The following is a 20,136-nucleotide window of genomic DNA, read 5'->3' as shown; positions in this document are numbered from 1 at the left end:
AGGTCCGGTGTGCGCTACCCCCGCTTTCATGCGGGACTGATACTTTTTTAACTTGAAGGCGGAAGTTAAAAAAGTATCAGTCGAGCATCCGCCAGGCGTTTGTGAGGGGCCAGGCAAGCTGCTGTAATCGGCCCTCAACAACAAAAAAAACAGGTAGAAACCGCTATGTTCAAGTTCCCGCAAGCGTTGTTCCTGCTTTCCGGCCTGGCGCTGGCCATGCCCAGCCACGCTGCCGACACCGTCACCATTGCCACGGTCAACAACAGCGACATGATCCGTATGCAGCGCCTGTCCAAGGTCTTTGAAGCGCAGCACCCGGACATCAAACTCAACTGGGTTGTGCTCGAAGAGAACGTGCTGCGCCAGCGCCTGACCACCGACATCGCCACCCAAGGCGGCCAGTTCGACGTGCTGACCATCGGCACCTACGAAACCCCGCTCTGGGGTGCCAAGCACTGGCTGGAACCCTTGACCCAATTGCCGGCCGACTATGACGCCGACGATATCTTCCCCTCGGTGCGCCAAGGCCTGTCGGTCAACAACACCCTGTACGCCTTGCCGTTCTATGGCGAAAGCACTGTCACGTATTACCGCACCGACCTGTTCAAGCAAGCCGGCCTGAGCATGCCCGCGCACCCCACCTGGTCCCAGCTCGGTGAGTTCGCCGCCAAGCTGACGGCCAGGGACAAGGACCAATACGGCATGTGCCTGCGCGGCAAAGCGGGCTGGGGTGAAAACATCGCCTTGTTGAGCACCATGGCCAACGCCTTTGGCGCGCGCTGGTTCGATGAGCAATGGAAGCCTGAGCTGACCAGCCCCGAGTGGACCGCCGCCGCCAACTTCTACGTCAATACCCTCAAGCAATACGGCCCGCCGGGCGTGTCCAGCAACGGTTTCAACGAAACCCTGGCGCTGTTCAACAGCGGCAAATGCGCGATCTGGGTGGATGCCAGCGTCGCCGGTTCCTTCACCACCGACAAGAGCCAAAGCAAGGTCGCCGACAGCGTCGGTTTCGCCGCCGCGCCGACCGAAGTCACCGACAAAGGCTCGTCGTGGCTGTACGCCTGGTCCCTGGCGATTCCGGCGACGTCCAAGCACAAGGACGCGGCCAAGGCCTTTATCACCTGGGCAACTTCCAAGGACTACATCCAACTGGTCGCCGATAAAGAGGGCATCACCAACGTACCGCCGGGCACTCGCCAGTCCACCTACAACGACGCCTACCTGAAGGCCGCGCCGTTCGCGCAGGTGACCCTGGAGATGATGAAACACGCCGACCCCGCGCACCCGTCGGCCAAACCGGTGCCGTACGTGGGTATCCAGTACGTGACCATTCCCGAGTTCCAGGCCATCGGCACCTCGGTGGGCAAACTGTTCTCGGCGGCGCTCACCGGCGGCATGTCGGTTGACCAGGCCTTGCTGGAAGCCCAGTCCACCACCGAGCGCGAGATGAAACGCGCCGGTTATCCCAAATAACTTTAAAGGGACATGTACCCCATGAAACGACTGGAAGGTAAAAGCGCGCTGATCACAGGGTCTGCGCGCGGAATTGGTCGGGCCTTTGCCCAGGCCTACATCAATGAAGGCGCGACGGTCGCCATTGCCGACATCAACCTGCAACGGGCCCAGGCCACGGTCGCTGAGTTGGGGCCGCAGGCCTACGCGGTGGCGATGGATGTCACCGACCAAACCTCCATCGATGACGCGATTGCCGCGGTGGTTGCCCACGCCGGCAAGCTGGATATCCTGATCAACAACGCCGCATTGTTCGACTTGGCACCCATCGTCGACATCACTCGCGACAGCTTTGATCGGCTGTTCTCGATCAACGTTGCCGGAACGCTCTTCACCCTACAGGCGGCGGCGCGGCAGATGATCCGCCAGGGCCATGGCGGCAAGATCATCAACATGGCCAGCCAGGCCGGGCGGCGTGGCGAGCCGTTGGTGGCGGTGTATTGCGCGACCAAGGCGGCGGTGATCAGCCTTACACAGTCGGCCGGGTTGAACCTGATCAAGCAGGGCATCAACGTCAATGCGATTGCCCCCGGTGTGGTGGATGGCGAACATTGGGATGGCGTGGATGCGTTGTTCGCCCGGTATGAAGGGCTGGCACCGGGCGAGAAGAAGAAGCGGGTAGGGGAGGAGGTGCCGTTTGGGCGAATGGGCACGGCGCAGGATTTGACGGGGATGGCGATTTTTCTCGCCTCCACCGATGCCGATTATGTGGTCGCCCAGACCTACAACGTCGATGGCGGCAACTGGATGAACTAACGGCCGTCCAGGCAAAGGAGATCCACTGTGGGAGCGGGCTTGCTCGCGAATGCGGTGGATCAGCCCACTGATCTGTAGCTGACACACCTCATTCGCGAGCAAGCCCGCTCCCACACTGGATTTTCATTGTTCTTGAGGTTTGGGCTAGTCAGCGAAACTGCGATCAAAGAAGTAGACGTCTCCAGGCTTCAAAACCTCCACCGTCGCCTGCGGCCGGCCTCCCTCGCCTTGCTTCTTGCGCCCGGTCTCACGCAAATACCCCGCCTCGGTCAGTTTCAACAGACGCTGGCGAATACTGGTCTTCAACACCGGCCGTGCCAGCACCCGGGAAAAAATCGCGGTGGCTTCCGGCGCACTGAATTCGTTACCCAGGAACATCAGCGGCAAGCTGCTGTACAGCGACTTGGACAACAGCCGCTCCTGCACCGCCGCGACGATCAGGTTGTGATCGAACGGCAGCTTGATGCTGCCATCGGCCACGGCCTCCAGCGTGAACCAGGCCTGGTGCTCAGCCAACTCCACCTCATCCGCCACGATCGCCAGGTAGTAAGTGGACGACGACCAGCAGCGCGGGTCGCGAAACGCGTCGCCCACCGTGCCCACCTGTTCGTGCCAGGCCAGCTTGAAGCCCACCTTGTCACTTGCGCGCAAGCGCTCCACCGCATCCTTGAGGCTCAGGTCTTGCACGCCACCATTGACCACCACGCCTGGCAGCGCCCAATGCCCAGCGAAGGGGTCGGCGTCGCGCTTATTCAGTAACAGCTTCAACTCACCGGAGACGCGGCAGTAAAACAGTACGCACAGGTCGACGGTGTGCAGGTAGGCGCTAAGTGGCATGTGGGGTCCTTATGAACAGTGGCGGAGCACAGTCTAACGGATCGAGCAGATATGTCATGTACTGCCACCAGCATAGATAACTAAATGTATCTTGCAATGAAAGTACATGACGTGTACTTTTGTTTCCAGGCCACAGGAGAACCGCCATGACCCTCGCGAAAACCGCCCTTGCTTCATTCGACGTCGACGCCCAAAAGAGCTTCACGCCTCTGTGCCCCAACGAGTTGCCGGTGGCCGGTGGCGACCAGATCGGCGCCGAGCTCAACTACATGGCCAGCCTCGCCGGCCACCGTATTGGCAGCAAGGACGCCCACACCCCGTACGCGCCCTGGGTGGTGTCGCAGCACAGCGAGATGCTGCAACCCACCGGCCTGGCCCACGCCGATGTCACCTGGGTCAGCCACTGCGTACCGGGCACCGAGGGCTTCACCCTGCTCGACGAGTTGCCCACTCCGTACGACTACGACTATTTCATCTGGAAAGGTGTCGAGCCCGACCTGCACCCTTACGGCGCGTGCTTCCACGACCTGCACGACAAGCTGTCGACGGGCGTCATCGAATACCTGAGGGCCCATGGTGTGGTTCGGGTGATCGTCGGCGGGCTGGCCCTGGACTACTGCGTCAAGACCACCGCTTTGCAATTGCTCAAGGCCGGTTTCGAGGTGGTACTGCACCTGCCGGCTTGCCGAGGTATCAGCGAGGAGGGCGGCATCCAGGCCGTCAACGATCTGCTCAAGGCGGGTGCCGTCATCAGCCGCACTCGTGAAGAACTGGCAGCACAGGCCACGCGTTAAGGAGACCTACCATGGAAAGTGCCTACGACTACGAGTCCCCGGTGATCCAGGGCTTGCTCGACACCGACTACTACACCTTCACCATGATGCAGGCCGTGTTGCACCAGTACCCTAACGTCGATGTGGAATACAACTTCATCGTGCGCTCCAGGGAAAAGCTCGGCCACTTGATCCCGCAACTGCGTGACGAACTGGAAAAGCTCGCGGGCCTGCACATGCGTGAGGGCGAGTTGCGCTTCCTGTTCAACCCGCGCTTTCGCGAATACCTCACGCCGGACTACGAGCGCTTCCTGGGCCTGTTCCGCTTCAACCTGCGTTATATCCACGTCAGCGAAATCGACGGCCAGCTGAACATTCGCGTCATCGGCCCAATGCTGCACTGCATCATGTTCGAACAACCGGTGTTGGCCCTGGTCAGCGAACTGCGCAACCGCGACAAATACCCGGACGTAACCCTGGAGGACGTCACCCGCAAGCTCTACCAGAAATTCGACTGGCTGGAGAAAAACCTCAGCCGTGACGAGTTGGCCGACCTGCGCGTGTCCGACTTCTCTACCCGCCGGCGCCTGTCGTTCAAGGCCCAGCGTGAAGTGGTCGACATCATGCGGCGCGACTTTCCCGGCCAGTTTGTCGGCACCAGCAACGCACACCTGGCTTATGAGTTCGACCTGCCGCTGATCGGCACCATGGCCCACCAATGGCTGATGGTGCACCAGCAACTAGGGCGCCTGCGCGAGAGCCAGAACGCCGCCCTGGAAAACTGGGTGCGTGAATACCGTGGTCGCCTCGGCATCGCCTTGACCGATTGCATCAGCACCGACTTTTTCCTCAAGGACTTTGACCTGTACTTCGCCAAGCTCTATGACGGCCTGCGCCAGGACTCCGGCGACCCGATTGCCTGGGCCGACAAGGTGCTGGCGCGCTACAAGCAGCTGGGCATCGATCCGATGACCAAGGACTTGATGTTCTCTGACGGCCTGAACTTCGAAAAATGCCTGCCGATCCTGCGTCACGTGCGGGGCAAGGCCAAGTTCGGGTTTGGTATGGGCACCAGCCTGGCGTGCGATGTGGAGGGAGTGGAACCGCTGAGCATCGTGATGAAACTGGTGCGGGTGCACGCTGAACCGGTGGTGAAGTTCTCCGACGACCCGATCAAGAATGTCTGCGAAGACGCCTCGTTTTTGCAGTACGCAGCCCAGGTGTTCAACGTCGGCAATGTGGAGGTGTGACATGCAACAACGTATCGCACGGGAACTCAATATCAATCGGCAACTGGTGCAAGGTGGTGAAGCCGAGGAGATTCAGCGGCGCATCGACTTTATCAAAGCCACATTGCGTGGTTCTGGCTGCAAGGCCCTGGTGCTGGGCATCAGTGGTGGTGTCGACTCCCTGACCGCCGGTCGCCTTTGCCAACTGGCAGTGGAGCAGATGCGCGATGAAGGTTACGCCGCGCGCTTTATCGCCATGCGCCTGCCCTATAAAACCCAGGCCGACGAAAGCGATGCCCAAGCTTCCCTGGACTTCATCACCCCCGACCAGGTCGACACCCTGAACATCGCCGCCAGTGTCGACGGCCTCATGGCCAGCCTCACTGCCAGCGAAGCCAGCGCCGCCCATGTCGACTTCATCAAGGGCAACGTCAAGGCACGCACGCGGATGATCGCCCAGTACGCCGTGGCCAACCTGCACCACGGCCTGGTGGTTGGCACTGATCACGGCGCCGAAGCGCTGATGGGATTCTTCACCAAATTCGGCGACGGCGCCTGCGACCTCACACCGCTGTCGGGACTGACCAAGACCCAGGTCCGCCTGCTGGCCACGGCCCTTGGTGCACCGGATAACCTGGTCCACAAACACCCCACCGCCGACCTTGAAGAATTGGTGCCGGGTAAGCTGGATGAGCATGCCTATGGTTGCACGTACGCAGAGATTGACGCGTACCTGATGGGCGAACCGGTGAGCGAGCGGGTGAGAGTGATTGTGGAGGACGCGTACGGCAAGACCGCGCACAAACGTGCGCTGCCGCTTGCGCCGCTCTGATCAGCGCTCGATAGAACGGCTCCACCGCGCATTCCACTCGGGCCGCGCCTGGTTGACCTGGTCCCAGTCAATCGAGATCGCGGTCTGCAGGTAACCCTGCATCGCTTCCACCCGCGCGCGGGTCTTGTCGGTGGTCGGCGTGGTCGGGTTCGAAGGGATCTGGTCACCTTCCTCCAGCGCCGGTGCCTGGGCCTCGGCGGTGAGCAGGTAGGCCGCGAGTTTCTGCGCCAGTTCCGGTTGGTCGTTGCGGGCGATCACGCATTCGGCCACGTTGAGCACCACTGCGCCTTCCTTGGGTTGCGCATATTCCATCGGGATACCCAGCAGTTTCTGGGTGGTGACCTGGGTCGGGGTCAGCGGGAAAATCGCCGCTTCGTCGGTTTGCACCATCTCGGAGATTTTCGCCGAGCTGGCGATGTATTCCAGCACATTGGGGCCGATGGTCTTTGGCCAGGCCTTGAAGCCGGGCTCGACGTTGGTCTCGTCGCCGCCCTGGATGCGGTTGAACATCAGGAAACCGTGCAGGCCGAAGGTGGACGAAGCCAGGGATTGGAACACCACTTTTTCCTTGAAACGCGGGTCGGCCAGGTCCATCCAGGAAGTGGGGGCGGCCCAGCCTTTTTCCTTGAACATCTTGGCGTTGTAACCCAGGCCGGTGACGCCGAGGGTGACGGCCACCGCCTGTTCCTTGATCTTCGCTTTGGCGGGAATCTGGTCCAGGGTCGGGCTTGGTGCGAGCGTGTCGCACAGGCCCATGGAAATTGCGCGGTACATGATGCCGTCGTCGAGGAACATCACGTGCATCTGCGGGTTGTCTTTGTTGGCCTGGACCTTGGCGAGAATGTCCGACGAGGTGCCGGGCACGATCACCACCTTGACGTTATTGGCCTTTTCGAACGCGGGCAGCACCTTGTCGGCGTACACCCGTTCCATGGTGCCGCCGTTCATGCCCAGGTACAGCGTGGGCGCTGCATGGGCGGTGGAGGCGAGCAGGGCGAGGGACAAGCAGGACAGCGCAATACGTGGGTTCATGGGTGTTTTTCCTCTCAGGCTTGGAAACGACGGATGGAAAACGCTTCGATGGGGTGACGGCTGGCTCCGGTGCAGACGATCTCTGCCAGGGCTTCACCGACGGCGGGACCAAGCTGGAACCCGGCGCCGGCAAAGCCGAAACCGTGGAGCAGGCCAGGTTGGGTGCTGCTGGGCCCGATCACCGGTTCATGATCGGGGAGGTAACCTTCGGTGCCGCTCCAGGTACGGATGGCCTGGGCACCTTTGAGGAACGGGTACAGTTCGCCGGCATTACGCAGGATCTCCAGGACGGCGGCTTGTCCCGGTCGCGCTTGCGCGGGGCCCAAGGCAAAACCACGACCACCGCCCAGGATGCAATTGCCCCGGGAAACCTGGCGCGCATAAATGCCGCCGCCTTCGACGCCGGTGCTCACGTTCATCACCACCGGCAGCGGCTCGGTCACCAGCATTGCCGGGTGCGCCGAGGTCATCGGTACCGCTTCGCCAAACTGCGCGGCGACGGTGCCGGCCCAGGCCCCGGCGCAATTCAGCAGCCACGGCGCTTGCAGGTGCAGGCCATTGGCGCAGTGCACCTGAAACTGGCGGCTGTCATGTTCGATGCAAGTCACTTCGGCCTGTTCGTACACGTCGGCACCGCAGCGCTGCGCGGCACGGGCGAAGGCGGGCGAGACCAGGCGTGGGTTGGCATGGCCGTCCTCTGGGCACAACGAGGCGCCCACGGCGATATCACCGACCCAGGGGAAACGCGCGCGCAACTCGGCGTAGTCCAGCAACTGCAAACCCAGGCCAAACCCCCGAGTCTGTTCGGCATAGGCCTGCAACGCGGCAAAATCGGCGTGGCTGCGCGCCAACTTCAAATGGCCTGAACGCACATATTCGCCATTGATGCCGATCAACCCCGGCAAGTCGGCCCACAGTTCATGCGCACGCTGCGACAGCGACAACTGGTGCAGAGGTCGCCCTTGGCGCCGTACACCGCCATAATTCACGCCGCTGGAATGGGAGCCGCAGAAGTCACGCTCCACCAGCGCCACGCGTTGGCCTTTTTGCGCGAGCATCAACGCCGCCGACGCGCCAACAATGCCGCCGCCGAGTACGATCACGTCGATCATGGCTGCACCTCCACGCCAAACGGCAGTGGCTTGATCGGTGCCTGGCCGCGCATACGTCCCACTTGTTCAATCGCTCGGCCACTGCGTTCGGCCACGATTTCCGCTGCCGCCAGCCCGCACATGCGCCCCTGGCAGCGGCCCATGCCGACACGGCAATGGGCCTTGACCCGATTGATCTCCCAATGGCCTTCATCCACCACCTTACGCACATCGCCGACGCTGACTTCTTCGCAACGGCACAGGATCAACTCATCTGGCGCTTGCGCCGCCCATTGTTCGGGGAAGGGGAACGCGGTTTCCAGGCCCTGGCGAAAACGTTGGATGCCTGCCAATTGCTGCTCCAGTACAGCGGGGCGGCGATGATCTATCGCGATACCGCAGTCCTCCAGCACCGCCAATGCTGCACGTTCACCGGCCATCTGTGCGGCATCGGCGCCCATGATCCCGGCACCGTCACCCGCCAGGTACACGCCTTCGACGCTGCTGCGTCCGGCGTTGTCCCGTTGCGGCAACCAGGCACGATTCAATGCGTTCCAGGTGAATTGGCAGCCGAGCAAGTCCGCCAGTTGGGTCTCGCTGCGCAGGGCGTGGGCGAAGGCCACGGCGTCACATTCAAGGGTGTGATCGCCCCAACGAATGCCGCTGACCCGTTGCTCACCGTCGATGTGCGTGAGCGTCGCGCCCTGATGCACAGGAATGCCATGGGCGGTCAGCCAGGCGCGGTAATACACGCCCTTGGCCAAGGTCGCCGGTTGTCCGAGCAGCGCCGGTAATGCACGGCACTGGGCGCTGAACGGCGCGCTGTCGAGCACTGCGACGACCTTGGCACCGGCCTTGGCATATTGATAAGCGACCAGGTAAAGCAACGGCCCGCTGCCACAAAACGCAACGCGTTCGCCAATGGCGCAGCCCTGGTATTTCAAGGCGATCTGCGCAGCGCCCAGGCTGTACACGCCGGGCAAGGTCCAGCCCGGCACCGGCAGGATGCGGTCGGTGGCGCCTGTGGCAACAATGATCTGTGCGTATTCGATGCTCGTGGCGTGGCTGTTGTTGAGCATGTCCAGGCGGCCCTCTTCGGCGTTCCACACCAAGGTTTCCGGGCGGTAGTCGATCAACGGTGCCAGCTCATCCACGGTGCGGTGTACGGCCTCGGCCTTGCTCGCCTCAAAGCCATAGAGTTGCCTTGCCGAGCGCTGGAAATTTGCCGGTTGGCGGCGATAGATCTGCCCGCCGCCGCGCAGGCTCTCATCCACCAGGCAGGGTTTGATGCCGTGGTCGAGCAGGGTGCGCGCCGCGCTGATCCCCGCTGGGCCTGCGCCCACAATCACCACCGGCTTCATGGCTGACGCCCCAGGTCGCGGCTGATCGCCTGGCCTTCCTCCAGCAGCGTCGAGCACGCGCGCACGCGCCGCCCATCTTCAAGCCGCACCCAGCAATCCTGGCACGCGCCCATCAGGCAGAAACCGGCACGCCGTTCGGCGCTGAAGTCACTGCCACGCAGGTGCTCGGCGCAGGTCAGCACGGCGGTCAGCAAGGTATCGCCCAGCAAGCCGCTGGCCGGTTGGCCGTCGAGGGTAAAGGCCACGGCAGGGCGCTGGGTCTCGGCCAGGCGTTTGAACAAGGCCATCAATGTTTCCCCACCAATACGCGGTCAAGACCGTAGACCCGGTCCAGCAGAATCATGGTGGCGGCGGTCAGCGCGATCACCAACGCAGAAACGGCCGCCATCATCGGGTCGATGGATTCGGTGGCGTACACGTACATGCGCACCGGCAGGGTTTGCGTGGCGGGTGAGCTGACGAAGATCGACAGCGTCACCTCGTCGAAACTGTTGATGAACGCCAGCAACCAACCGCCAGCCACGCCGGGCAGGATCATCGGCAGGGTGATCTGGCGAAACAGCGTAAAGCGGCTGGCACCTAGTGATTCCGCGGCCTGTTCGGCACTGCGGTCAATGCCGATGGCCGCTGCCAGCACCAGGCGCAGCACGTACGGGGTGATGATCACCACGTGCGCCAGCATCAACCAGGTAAAGCTGCCGTTAACGCCCATCAGTGCGAATAAACGCAGCATCGCCACCCCCAGCACCAGGTGCGGGATGATGATCGGTGACAGGAACAACGCGCTGAAGAAGTTGCGCCCCGGAAACTGATAGCGACTGATCGCCAATGCCGCCGGCACCGCGATCAACGTCGCCAGGCTCGCGGCGGTGAACGCCAGGATCACGCTGTTATAGAACGCCTGGATAAAGTCAGCGCGCTCGAACACCGCGCGAAACCAACGCAGCGAGAAGCCCGACGTGGGCAGGCTCAGGGTGTTTTCCGGGGTGAACGCCACCAGGCACACCACCACCAGCGGGGCCATCATGAACAGCACCACCAAACCGTGGAAACCGAGGGCCAAAGGACCGTTTCTGGACATGCGCTTAAACCCCCAGGGACTTTTTGTAGCGGCCTTCGACCATGCGGTTCCAGCTCAGCATGATCAGCAGGTTGACCAACAGCAGCACCACCGCGATGGTCGCGCCCATGGGCCAGTTGAGTTCCGACAGGTACTGGTCGTACACCACGGTGGCGACCATTTTCAGGCGTCGCCCGCCCAGCAGGCCGGGGATGGCGAAGGAGCTGGCCGCCAGGCCGAACACGATCAGGGTGCCGGACAGCACTCCAGGCATGACTTGCGGCAAGACGATTTTGCGCATCACCGTGGCCTGGCTTGCACCGAGTGACAACGCCGCCTGCTCAGCCGACGGGTCGAGCTTTTGCAGGGAAGTCCATACCGGAATGATCATGAACGGCAGCATCACGTGCACCAGCGCGATGATCACCGCGAACGGCGTATACAGCAGTTTCACCGGGCGCCCGCCGAGGAACTGGATGGTTTGGTTCACCAGCCCATCGGCCCCCAACAGCAGGCTCCAGCCGAAGGCACGCACCACCACCGAGATCAGCAGTGGCGTGAGGATCAGGATCAGGAAAATCGAGCGCCACGGCGTGCCCATGCGGCTGAGGATGTACGCCTCGGGCACCCCGATCACCACGCACAGCAGGGTGACCAGGGCGCTGATCCAGAAGGTGCGCCAGAAAATCCCGTAGAAGTACGAATCGCTCAGCAGCGACCAATAATGAGCAAAGGTCCACTCATCGGCCTTCACCCCTAGCTGGTAGTCGAACACGTTGAACGACAGCACCAATGTCAGCCCCAGGGGCACAATCAGCAGCCCGATAAACAGCACCAGGGCCGGCAACGACAGCAGATACCCTCGACTCATGGGTGCACCTCATCCGCTGCCAATACCCGCAGCAGGCTCGCGTGCCAATCCAGGCCCACTGCCGTGCCGCAACGCAGCGGTGCATTGCCGTCGTTGCTGCGCACCACGGTGACTTCGCCCAAGGCGGTGTCGACGTGGTACAGCCATTGGCTGCCGAAGAAATAGCGGTTGATCACCTGGCCTTGCAGGCGGCCCGTACCTGCGTCCACCAACTGGATTTTTTCCGGGCGCAGGCTCAGGGTCAGTTCGCCGTCGCCACCTGCGTGGCGCACTTGCGGGATGCGCAGTTCGTCGTAGTCCCCGGGCAGCAGGTTGGCCTTGCCGACGAAGTCCGAGATAAAACGAGTGCGCGGGTGTTCGTACAGCTTGTACGGCGCGTCGATCTGGGTGACGCGCCCGGCTTGCATCACCACTACGCGGTCGCTGATGGACAGCGCCTCCGCCTGGTCGTGGGTGACCATCAAGGTGGTGATGCCGACGGCGCACTGAATGCGGCGAATCTCGAATTGCATCTCTTCGCGCAGGTTGGCGTCGAGGTTGGACAGCGGTTCATCCAGCAGCAACACCGGCGGCTCGATCACCAAGGCGCGTGCCAAGGCGACGCGTTGGCGTTGGCCGCCAGAGAGTTCGCGTGGGTAGCGGTCGGCGTGTTGGGCCAGGCGCACCAGCTCCAGCACGGTCTTGACCTTGCTGGCGATCTCGGTGGCCGGCACCTTGCGCATCTTCAAGCCGAAGGCGACGTTGTCGCGCACGGTCATGTGGGGGAACAGCGCGTAGCTTTGGAACACCACGCCCAGGCCACGGCTGGCGGGCTTGGCGTGGGTGATGTCGCGGCCGTCCAGCAGGATCTGGCCGCCGCTGACATCAACGAAGCCGGCGATCATTTGCAGGGTGGTGGTCTTGCCGCAGCCCGAGGGGCCGAGCAGGGACACGAACTCGCCTTTTTCCACCGCAAGGTCGGTGGCAACCACCGCGTCGACGGCGCCGTAGCGTTTGCTCAAGGCGTTGAGTTGGAGAAATGCCATGGGTGCGTTCCACCTTTTTTAAGTCGCGTCGAAACGCGCTTTGTTGTTTTGGGCAGATGCGAAAAGGGTGTTGCGGGTGCGTTGGCGCTCGATCTCAAAGTCGGCTGCCGTTGTTGTTCATTTCGCCCCTGTGGACGCAGATTAGGACGAAGACTAGGATGGGCGGAAGATGGAATTTCACTGATCGGACTATTATTTTCAGTTTTATTCACTCACCGGAATTTACCAAGGTAACGGGTGCTATGGATTCCACTGATCGAAATAGCGGCGGCAAAGAAGTCGGTGCTGGCGGGGTGTCACGTTTGTTTGCGCTCTTGCGCACCTTGGGCGAGGTGCCCGAAGGCGGCGAGCGCGTGACTCAGTTGGCGCAACAGGTGGGCCTGTCCCAGCCGACCACCCACCGCCTGCTGCGCAGCCTGATGGACGAAGGCATGGTGGAACAGGACGCGCGCAGCAAACGCTATCGCCTGAGCCTGGAGTTCTTCGCGCTGGCGGCGAACGCAGGCAAGACCGGCAACCTGCGCGACCTGGTTCGGCCGAGCATGTTGCGCCTGAGTGCTTCGTTGGGCGATTCGTTGTTCCTGCTGGCGCGCTCCGGCTTTGACGCGATCTGCCTGGACCGCAGCGAAGGCCCGTACCCGATCCGCACCTTCACCGGCGATATTGGCGGGCGCGTCGCGTTGGGCGTGGGGCAGGGCAGCTTGGCGATCCTGGCGTTCCTGCCGGAGGAAGAGCGCGAAACGGTGATCCGCTACAACCTGCCACGGCTCAAGGACTTTCACCTGTATGACGAGGTGCTGTTGCGCTCGGAGGTGGAGAACGTGCGCAACCTGGGTTACGCCGCGCGCAATACCGGGGTGCTGGAAGGCATGGCCGGGTTGGCGGTGCCGATCCTCAATCGCGATGGGCACGCGGTGGCGGCGTTGAGTGTGGCGACCATCAGTGATCGGCTGGGGCCGAGCCGGTTGCCGATGGTGGTGGAGTTGTTGAAGCGCGAAGCGGCGGCGATCGGGCCGAGGATCAATCCGTTTGATCCGACGTTGCGCAGGCCCTCCCAAGCCTTCGGCGGGTAACCGATTTTCATAACACTGCAGATCAAATGTGGGAGCGGGCTTGCTCGCGAAGGCGGTGGTTCAGTTAGAAGGTCTTTGACTGACACTACGCCTTCGCGAGCAAGCCCGCTCCCACACAAGCCCGCTCCCACAAGAAGAACTTCACCAACATTCAGAGTGCGGCTAACGCAACTGATGTTGCCGCCGTGCGTGTTTCCACGCCGAGCTTCACATACACATGCTCCAAATGCTTGTTCACGGTCCGCGGACTCAACCCCAAAATATCGCCAATATCCCGATTGGTCTTACCGCACGCCACCCACCGCAGCACCTCCACCTCGCGCTCCGTCAGCGCAAACCGCGCCGACAACAACCGATGCGCCGGCTCATCCTCCAGCGTCAACACACTCGGCTGCCGGGCCTCCCGCGCCGACAGCAAAATGCGCGAGGTACGCAAATGCGCCGCCACCCGCGCCAGCACTTCGTCGGTCTGGATCGGCTTGGTCACATAGTCACTGCCGCCCACTTCGAAGCCTTGCACCACATGCTTGGTGTCCGTCAGGCCGGTCATGAACACCACCGGAATATCCGCGCTGGCCGGTTGTGCCTTGAGCCGGCGGCAGGTTTCGAAGCCGTCCAGGCCGGGCATCATTGCGTCCAGCAGGATCAGGTCCGGGCGCCGGCGTTGCACGCGGTTCAGCGCGCTGAGGCCGTCGAGGGCCACTAGCACCATGTAGCCGGCGTCGTCGAGTGCATCCGAGAGCATGGCCAGGTTGTCCGGCGTGTCGTCGACGATCAGCACGACGCCAGGTTCAGTGCTGTGGGTGAGCGCATTCATGTTCGGCCTCCTTGAGGGTTCGGTTGAGTTCATCCAGGCGAAAGCCCTTGAGCAGCCCGCGCACCTTGCTGATGAACGGCTCGGTGTCTGGGCGCTGCGCAAGGATGCTGTCGAGTTTGGCGTGCAGGCCGCGCACATAACCGATGGCGCTGAGTTCGGCGAGTTCGGCCAGGTCTTCGGGGCTGGGCAATACGCTGGGCGGTGGCGGCGGCACGCGGCTTTGGGTGCGCCGCAACCACTGCAAGCCCAGGTGCTGTTGCACGCGCCCTAGCAGTTCCGGGGTGCGCACCGGCTTGGCCAGGTAGTCGTTGCAGGCCGCGGCAATGCTGCGCTCGCGGTCGTCGGTAAAAGCGTTGGCGGAGATCACGATGATCGGCGCGGTGGACAGCGCATTACGGCGGATCAGACGGCTGGTTTCATAGCCGTCCAGCGTCGGCATCGACAGGTCCATCAGGATCAGGTCCGGTGCCAGCAGCGCCACCTGGCGAATCGCGTCCTGGCCGTTGCTCGCCTGGATCACCTCGAAACCCAGGGGCGTGAGCATGCCGGCGAGTACCTTGCGATGGTCCACGTGGTCGTCTACCACCAGGATGCGCCGGCGTTCGCCCTGGTAGCCGATGATGTCGTGCTCCACATGCACCACCGCTTGCGGTGCGCGCACTTGCGACAGGAACAACCGCACCTGGAAGCAGGTGCCCTTGTCCAGTTCGCTGGTCACCCGCAACTCGCCGCCCATCAAGGCGGTGAGCATGCGCGTGATGGTCAGGCCCAGGCCTACGCCGTTGTCCTGGCGCATCAGGTCGCCGCGTTCGAACGGCTGGAAAATCCGCTCCAGTTGCCCTGGGTCGATACCAATGCCGGTGTCGATGATTTCAAAGTTGGCGGTCTCGCGCATGTAGCTGACCCGCAGGCGCACCTCACCGCTGTCGGTGAAGTTCACCGCGTTGCCCAACAGGTTGATCAGGATCTGCCGCACGCGCTTCTCATCGCCGCGCACCACCGCCGGGATCTTGCCCACGCAGTCCAGGCGAAAGCGCAAACCCTTGTCCTGGGCCTGGGGCGTGAACATCTGCTCCAGGTCGTGGAGCAGTTCCGGGAAGGGGATTTCGGTGAGTTCCAGGCGCAACTTGCCGGCCTCGATCTTGGCCACATCCAACAGCCCATCGATCAGCGACACCAAGTGCGAGCCGCTGCGCAATATCGTCGCCAGGGCGTCTTGATGCTGCTCGGGCATGGCGCTGTCACGCTGCAGAATCTGGGTGAACCCAAGGATGCTATTGAGCGGCGTGCGCAGCTCGTGGGACAGCCCGGTGACGTAGCGGCTTTTTGCGGCGTTCGCGGCTTCCGAGGCTTCCTTGGCCTGTTGCAGCGCCTGGTCGGTCAGGCTGTGGGCGTCGATCTCCTGCATCAACAGCAGGGTTTGGCGGTCGGATTCTTCCTGGGCCACACCACGGCTTTCGCGGGTCAGCACCACCCACCAGGCGAGCACGGCGGCCAATACAGATAAGGTCAGGAACGCCTTGAAGAACGCCTGGTACAAGGTCTCCGAGTGGGGTAACCCCTGCGCCGCCTGCACGTAGATCAACGCCAAGGCACCGGCGAGCATCAGCACCAGCGCCAGCAGCAACCCGAGGTAGTGCGCCAACCGCGTGTGCAGGCGCGGCATCATCGTATTGGGCAGCAACCAGCGCAGTACGCCCTCAAACTGGCTCACCAGCCGTCCGTGGGGTTTGCAGCGGTCACCGCAGCGCGCATCCAGCGAGCAACACAACGAGCAGATCGGCGTGCAGTAGGCCGGGCAGAACGCCATGTCCGCTGTTTCAAACGGGTTGCTGCACAGCCCGCACACCGCGTGGGTGGCGGGTGCCACCGGGTGAATCAACTGCGCATCACTGGTGCGGGCAATGTAGTACTTGCCCTTGGTCAGCCAGGCCAGCAACGGCGCCATAATCAGGGCCGTCCCCAGCGCGACAAAGGGTGGTGCCGCCTGGGCCAGCGCGCCGAATAGGCCAAAATGGGCGAGGATCGACAGCAACGAGGCGATCAGCATCGAGCCGACGCCTACCGGGTTGATGTCGTAGAGGTGCGCGCGTTTGAACTCGATGTGCTTGGGCGACAGGCCCAATGGCTTGTTGATCACCAAGTCGGCGACCAGCGTGCCGATCCAGGCAATCGCGATATTGGCGTACAGGCCCAGCACCTGGTCGATCACATCGAACACGCCCAGCTCCATCAGCATCAACGCGATGGCCACGTTGAACACCAGCCACACCACGCGGCCGGGGTGGCTGTGGGTCACGCGGGCAAAGAAGTTCGACCAGGCCAGGGAGCCGGCGTAGGCGTTGGTGAGGTTGATCTTCATTTGCGAGATGAACACGAACAGCACCATGGCGCCGAGGGCCCATTCCGGCGAGCTGAACACGTAGCGGAACGCCACCAGGTACATCTGCGTCGGCTCGGCGGCGCGCTCCATGGGGATTTCATGTTGCAGGGCGAGAAACGCCAGGAACGCACCGGCGAACATCTTCAACGCGCCAGGGATGATCCAGCCGGGGCCGGCGCAGAGCAGGGCGGCCCACCAGCGTTTGCGGTTGGCGGCGGTTTTTTCCGGCAGAAAGCGCAGGTAGTCGACCTGCTCGCCGATCTGCGTCACCAACGACAGCGCCACGGTGCAAGCGGCGCAGAACGCCAGCAGGTTGAACCCGCCGCCATCGCCGCTGCGCCCGACGAAGCTGGTCCAGTCGCTGAAGGCGTCGGGGTTTTTCCACCACACAAAGCCGTAGGGCAACACCAATAGCAGCAGCCAGAGGGGTTGCGTCCACAGTTGCAGGCGGCTGATCAGGGTCACGCCGTAGGCCACCAGCGGAATCACCAGCAGCGAACAGATCACATAGGCGAAGGCCAGCGGGATATGGAAATACAACTCCAGGGCCAGGGCCATGATCGCCGCTTCCAGGGCAAAGAACAGGAACGTGAAGCTGGCGTAGATCAGCGAGGTAATGGTGGAACCGATATAGCCGAAACCGGCGCCACGGGTGAGCAAATCCATGTCCACACCGTAGCGCGCCGCGTAATAGCTGATGGGCAGGCCGGTGAGAAAGATCACCAGGCTGATGGCGAGGATGGCCCAAAAGGTGTTGGTGAAGCCGTAGCTCAATGCCAATACGCCGCCGATGGCCTCCAACGCCAGGAACGACACCGCGCCCAGCGCCGTATTGGCAATGCGCAGCTCCGACCATTTGCGAAAGGACTTGGGGGTGTAGCGCAGGGCGTAGTCTTCCATGGTCTCGTCAGCGACCCAGGTGTTGTAGTCGCGGCGGATCTTGACGATGCGCTGGGTGCCGGAAGGAGGGTGCACGGTGGGAGGCTCCGGGAGGTGGGCGAGATTGGGTGAGCAAGTTCCATGCCCTTGCAAGCACTGAGATCTAAATGTGGGAGCGGGCTTGCTCCCACAGGGGATCTCCAGTGCCTGGGAGCTCGCGATCCTGCTCGAAAATGGTGCGTAGCGGCATACGTCAAATGACGTACGCCGTTACGTCAGGCTGCGTATACCCGCGCTGGCCCCATGCCGCCATGCTGGACCCCTCATTGCAGAGGAGTCGCCCCATGGCACAAAGATTGATCCGCTCCAAACCGCTGTTGGCCTTGTCGTTACTGGCCGCCGCTCTGTTCAGCCAGGGCGTGCTGGCCGATAACGAAGGCCTGGCCGTGACCCCCACCGAAGTCACCGTCGGCCAATTGCACTCGGCCACCGGCACCATGGCGATTTCCGAGACGGGTTCGATCCAGGCCGAGCGCCTGGCCATCGAACAGATCAACGCCTCGGGCGGGATCCTGGGACGACAGATCAAGGTGATCCAGGAAGACGGCGCTTCCGACTGGCCGACCTTCGCCGAAAAAGCCAAAAAACTGCTGGTCAACGACAAGGTCGCCGCCGTGTTCGGCTGCTGGACCTCGGCTTCGCGCAAAGCCGTACTGCCGATCTTCGAAAAAGAGAATGGCCTGCTCTACTACCCGACCTTCTATGAAGGCCTGGAACAGTCGAAAAACGTGATCTACACCGGTCAGGAAGCGACCCAGCAGATCCTCGCCAGCCTCGATTGGATCGCCAAGACCAAAGGCGCCAAGACCTTCTACCTGGTGGGCTCGGACTACATCTGGCCGCGTACCTCGATGAAGATCGCGCGCAAGCACATTGAAAACGTGCTGCACGGCACTGTGGTCGGTGAAGACTACTACCCGCTGGGCAACACGCAGTTCGGCTCGCTGATCAACAAGGTCAAGCTGAAAAAGCCTGACGTGGTGTTCGCAGCCGTGGTGGGCGGCTCCAACGTGGCCTTCTACAAGCAGCTCAACGCAGCCGGTGTGAACTCGGCCAAGCAGACCCTGCTGACCCTGTCGGTGACCGAAGACGAACTGCTCGGTATCGGCGGCGAGAACATGGCCGGTTTCTATGCCTCGATGAAGTACTTCCAGAGCCTGGACAACCCGAACAACAAAGCCTTCGTCGAAGCCTTCAAGGCCAAATACGGTAAAGACGCGGTGATCGGCGACGTGACCCAGGCCGCCTACCTCGGCCCATGGTTGTGGAAAGCGGCGGTGGAAAAGGCCGGCAGTTTCGACGTGGATAAAGTGGTGGCTGCCTCCCCAGGGATCGAGCTGAAAACCGCGCCGGAAGGCTACGTGAAGATCCACGAGAACCACCACCTGTGGAGCAAGGCGCGCATTGGTGAAGTGCAGCCGAACGGGCAGTTCAAGGTGATCTACGAGTCGGATCTGATCGAGCCGAATCCGTTTCCTAAAGGCTACCAATAAGTAACTGGCATACCAGGGTCCAAATGTGGGAGCGGCGGTGCGACGATTCGACTTGCTCGCACCGCCGCTCCCACATAGAGCAAAAAGCAGTCTGCACTTCATCTCTCTGTCGGAGACCATCATCATGGAATGGCTATCGGAATTTGGAGCCATCGCGGCAATGCAGGGGTTCAACGGTTTGTCCGTGTTCTGCGTGCTGTTGCTGATGGCATTGGGGCTGGCGATCATCTTTGGCCAGATGGGCGTGATCAACATGGCCCACGGCGAGTTTCTGACCATCGGCGCCTACACCACCTACGTGTGTTCCAGCCTCACCGCGCACTTTGCGCCAAGCTTCCAACCCTATTACTTCTTCTTCGCCATCGCCCTGTCATTCCTGGTGGCCGGTGCCATTGGCTGGCTGGTGGAATGGGCGATGATCAGCCGCTTGTACAAGCGCCCGCTGGACACCTTGCTCGCCACCTGGGGCCTGTCACTGGTGATGCAGCAAACCTTCCGCTCGGTATTCGGCGCCCGCGAAGTCAGTGCCGAACCGCCGGCGTGGCTGATGGGGTCGGTGAATTTCACCGACGCCATCGAGATCCCGCGCAACGGCCTGTTCATGATGGGCCTGACCCTGCTGCTGACCGGTGCGATCTTTATCATGCTGTACCGCTCACGCTGGGGCCTGCAGGTGCGCGCCACCGTGCAGAACCGCTTGATGAGCCGCGCCGTGGGCATCAATACGCGCAAGGTCGACCGCATGACCTTCGCCCTCGGTTGCGGCGTGGCCGGAGTGGCGGGCGCTGCGTTCACCACCATCGGCTCCACTGGGCCGACGGCGGGTTCGCAGTACATCGTCGACACGTTCCTGGTGGTGGTGTTCGGCGGCGCGCAAAGCCTGTTCGGCACCATCGCCTCGGCGTTCGTGATTGCCCAGACCCAATCGCTGTCGGAGTTTTTCCTCAGTGGCTCGATGGCCAAGGTGCTCACCTTGTCCTCGGTGATTCTGATCCTGATGCTGCGCCCGCAAGGGTTGTTCTCCATCAAAGTGCGCAAGTAGAGGCGAC

General features: G+C 62.3%; 18 protein-coding genes. 8 read left to right on the top strand and 10 right to left on the bottom strand.

Going from position 1 to position 20,136, the window contains the following annotated elements:
* Positions 1–216: 216 nt before the first annotated feature.
* Both HF257_RS29855 and HF257_RS29850 read left to right on the top strand, forming a co-directional pair.
* Entirely contained in the window at positions 217–1,476 is a 1,260-nt protein-coding gene (locus HF257_RS29855; protein ID WP_408635758.1) for an ABC transporter substrate-binding protein, read from the top strand.
* A 21-nt stretch (positions 1,477–1,497) separates the two neighbouring features.
* Entirely contained in the window at positions 1,498–2,271 is a 774-nt protein-coding gene (locus HF257_RS29850; protein WP_185710266.1) for an L-iditol 2-dehydrogenase, read from the top strand.
* Between the two features lie 144 nt (positions 2,272–2,415).
* On the opposite strand, the gene HF257_RS29845 is transcribed toward HF257_RS29850, so the two are convergent.
* The gene (locus HF257_RS29845) at positions 2,416–3,108 is read right to left on the bottom strand and encodes an NUDIX hydrolase (RefSeq protein WP_185710267.1); all 693 of its coding nucleotides are present in this window, start codon (positions 3,106–3,108) and stop codon (positions 2,416–2,418) included.
* Positions 3,109–3,254: 146 nt separating this feature from the next.
* Here HF257_RS29845 and HF257_RS29840 point away from each other — a divergent pair, with 146 nt between their 5' ends.
* Genes HF257_RS29840 through nadE form a run of 3 tightly spaced genes read left to right on the top strand, consistent with a single transcriptional unit; the run spans position 3,255 to position 5,942 of the window.
* Positions 3,255–3,902: a nicotinamidase gene (locus tag HF257_RS29840; RefSeq protein WP_185710268.1), complete on the top strand. Its 648-nt coding sequence runs from the start codon at positions 3,255–3,257 to the stop codon at positions 3,900–3,902.
* A gap of 11 nt (positions 3,903–3,913) precedes the next feature.
* The gene (pncB, locus tag HF257_RS29835; RefSeq protein WP_185710269.1) at positions 3,914–5,131 is read left to right on the top strand and encodes a nicotinate phosphoribosyltransferase; all 1,218 of its coding nucleotides are present in this window, start codon (positions 3,914–3,916) and stop codon (positions 5,129–5,131) included.
* A 1-nt stretch (position 5,132) separates the two neighbouring features.
* Positions 5,133–5,942 (top strand): ammonia-dependent NAD(+) synthetase, encoded by an 810-nt coding sequence (gene nadE, locus HF257_RS29830; protein WP_185710270.1) that lies wholly within the window; start codon positions 5,133–5,135, stop codon positions 5,940–5,942.
* Here the strand turns inward: nadE and HF257_RS29825 are convergent, their stop codons facing one another.
* From HF257_RS29825 to HF257_RS29795, 7 genes are read right to left on the bottom strand one after another with little or no spacing between them, the layout of a single operon-like run.
* Positions 5,943–6,974 (bottom strand): ABC transporter substrate-binding protein, encoded by a 1,032-nt coding sequence (locus HF257_RS29825; protein WP_185710271.1) that lies wholly within the window; start codon positions 6,972–6,974, stop codon positions 5,943–5,945.
* Between the two features lie 14 nt (positions 6,975–6,988).
* Positions 6,989–8,086, bottom strand: a complete 1,098-nt coding sequence (locus HF257_RS29820) for an NAD(P)/FAD-dependent oxidoreductase (RefSeq protein WP_185710272.1) — start codon at positions 8,084–8,086, stop codon at positions 6,989–6,991.
* Positions 8,083–9,426 (bottom strand): FAD/NAD(P)-dependent oxidoreductase, encoded by a 1,344-nt coding sequence (locus tag HF257_RS29815; RefSeq protein WP_185710273.1) that lies wholly within the window; start codon positions 9,424–9,426, stop codon positions 8,083–8,085. The genes HF257_RS29820 and HF257_RS29815 overlap by 4 nt, the downstream gene beginning before the upstream one ends.
* Positions 9,423–9,713, bottom strand: a complete 291-nt coding sequence (locus HF257_RS29810; protein WP_185710274.1) for a (2Fe-2S)-binding protein — start codon at positions 9,711–9,713, stop codon at positions 9,423–9,425. Before HF257_RS29810 ends, HF257_RS29815 begins: the two co-directional genes overlap by 4 nt.
* Complete coding sequence (locus HF257_RS29805; RefSeq protein ID WP_185710275.1) at positions 9,713–10,507, bottom strand: ABC transporter permease; 795 nt, start codon at positions 10,505–10,507, stop codon at positions 9,713–9,715. The genes HF257_RS29810 and HF257_RS29805 overlap by 1 nt, the downstream gene beginning before the upstream one ends.
* A gap of 4 nt (positions 10,508–10,511) precedes the next feature.
* Positions 10,512–11,357 carry an ABC transporter permease gene (locus HF257_RS29800; RefSeq protein ID WP_185710276.1) on the bottom strand — a complete coding sequence of 282 codons (846 nt, stop codon included), beginning with the start codon at positions 11,355–11,357 and terminating at the stop codon, positions 10,512–10,514.
* Complete coding sequence (locus HF257_RS29795; RefSeq protein WP_185710277.1) at positions 11,354–12,382, bottom strand: ABC transporter ATP-binding protein; 1,029 nt, start codon at positions 12,380–12,382, stop codon at positions 11,354–11,356. Before HF257_RS29795 ends, HF257_RS29800 begins: the two co-directional genes overlap by 4 nt.
* A gap of 242 nt (positions 12,383–12,624) precedes the next feature.
* On the opposite strand from HF257_RS29795, the gene HF257_RS29790 reads away from it, so the two are divergent.
* Positions 12,625–13,455 (top strand): IclR family transcriptional regulator, encoded by an 831-nt coding sequence (locus HF257_RS29790; RefSeq protein WP_185710278.1) that lies wholly within the window; start codon positions 12,625–12,627, stop codon positions 13,453–13,455.
* A 151-nt stretch (positions 13,456–13,606) separates the two neighbouring features.
* On the opposite strand, the gene HF257_RS29785 is transcribed toward HF257_RS29790, so the two are convergent.
* Both HF257_RS29785 and HF257_RS29780 read right to left on the bottom strand, forming a co-directional pair.
* Entirely contained in the window at positions 13,607–14,272 is a 666-nt protein-coding gene (locus HF257_RS29785) for a response regulator (RefSeq protein ID WP_185710279.1), read from the bottom strand.
* The gene (locus HF257_RS29780; protein WP_185710280.1) at positions 14,247–17,630 is read right to left on the bottom strand and encodes an ATP-binding protein; all 3,384 of its coding nucleotides are present in this window, start codon (positions 17,628–17,630) and stop codon (positions 14,247–14,249) included. The genes HF257_RS29785 and HF257_RS29780 overlap by 26 nt, the downstream gene beginning before the upstream one ends.
* Positions 17,631–17,878: 248 nt before the next feature.
* Between HF257_RS29780 and urtA the strand changes: the two genes are divergently transcribed.
* Both urtA and urtB read left to right on the top strand, forming a co-directional pair.
* On the top strand, positions 17,879–19,087 hold the full coding sequence (gene urtA / locus HF257_RS29775) for an urea ABC transporter substrate-binding protein (RefSeq protein ID WP_185710281.1): 1,209 nt from the start codon (positions 17,879–17,881) through the stop codon (positions 19,085–19,087).
* 124 nt (positions 19,088–19,211) lie between these two features.
* On the top strand, positions 19,212–20,129 hold the full coding sequence (gene urtB, locus HF257_RS29770; RefSeq protein ID WP_176996539.1) for an urea ABC transporter permease subunit UrtB: 918 nt from the start codon (positions 19,212–19,214) through the stop codon (positions 20,127–20,129).
* Positions 20,130–20,136: the final 7 nt, after the last annotated feature.

Source organism: Pseudomonas cremoris, assembly GCF_014230465.1.
This window is presented reverse-complemented; position numbering and strand designations above follow the sequence as displayed.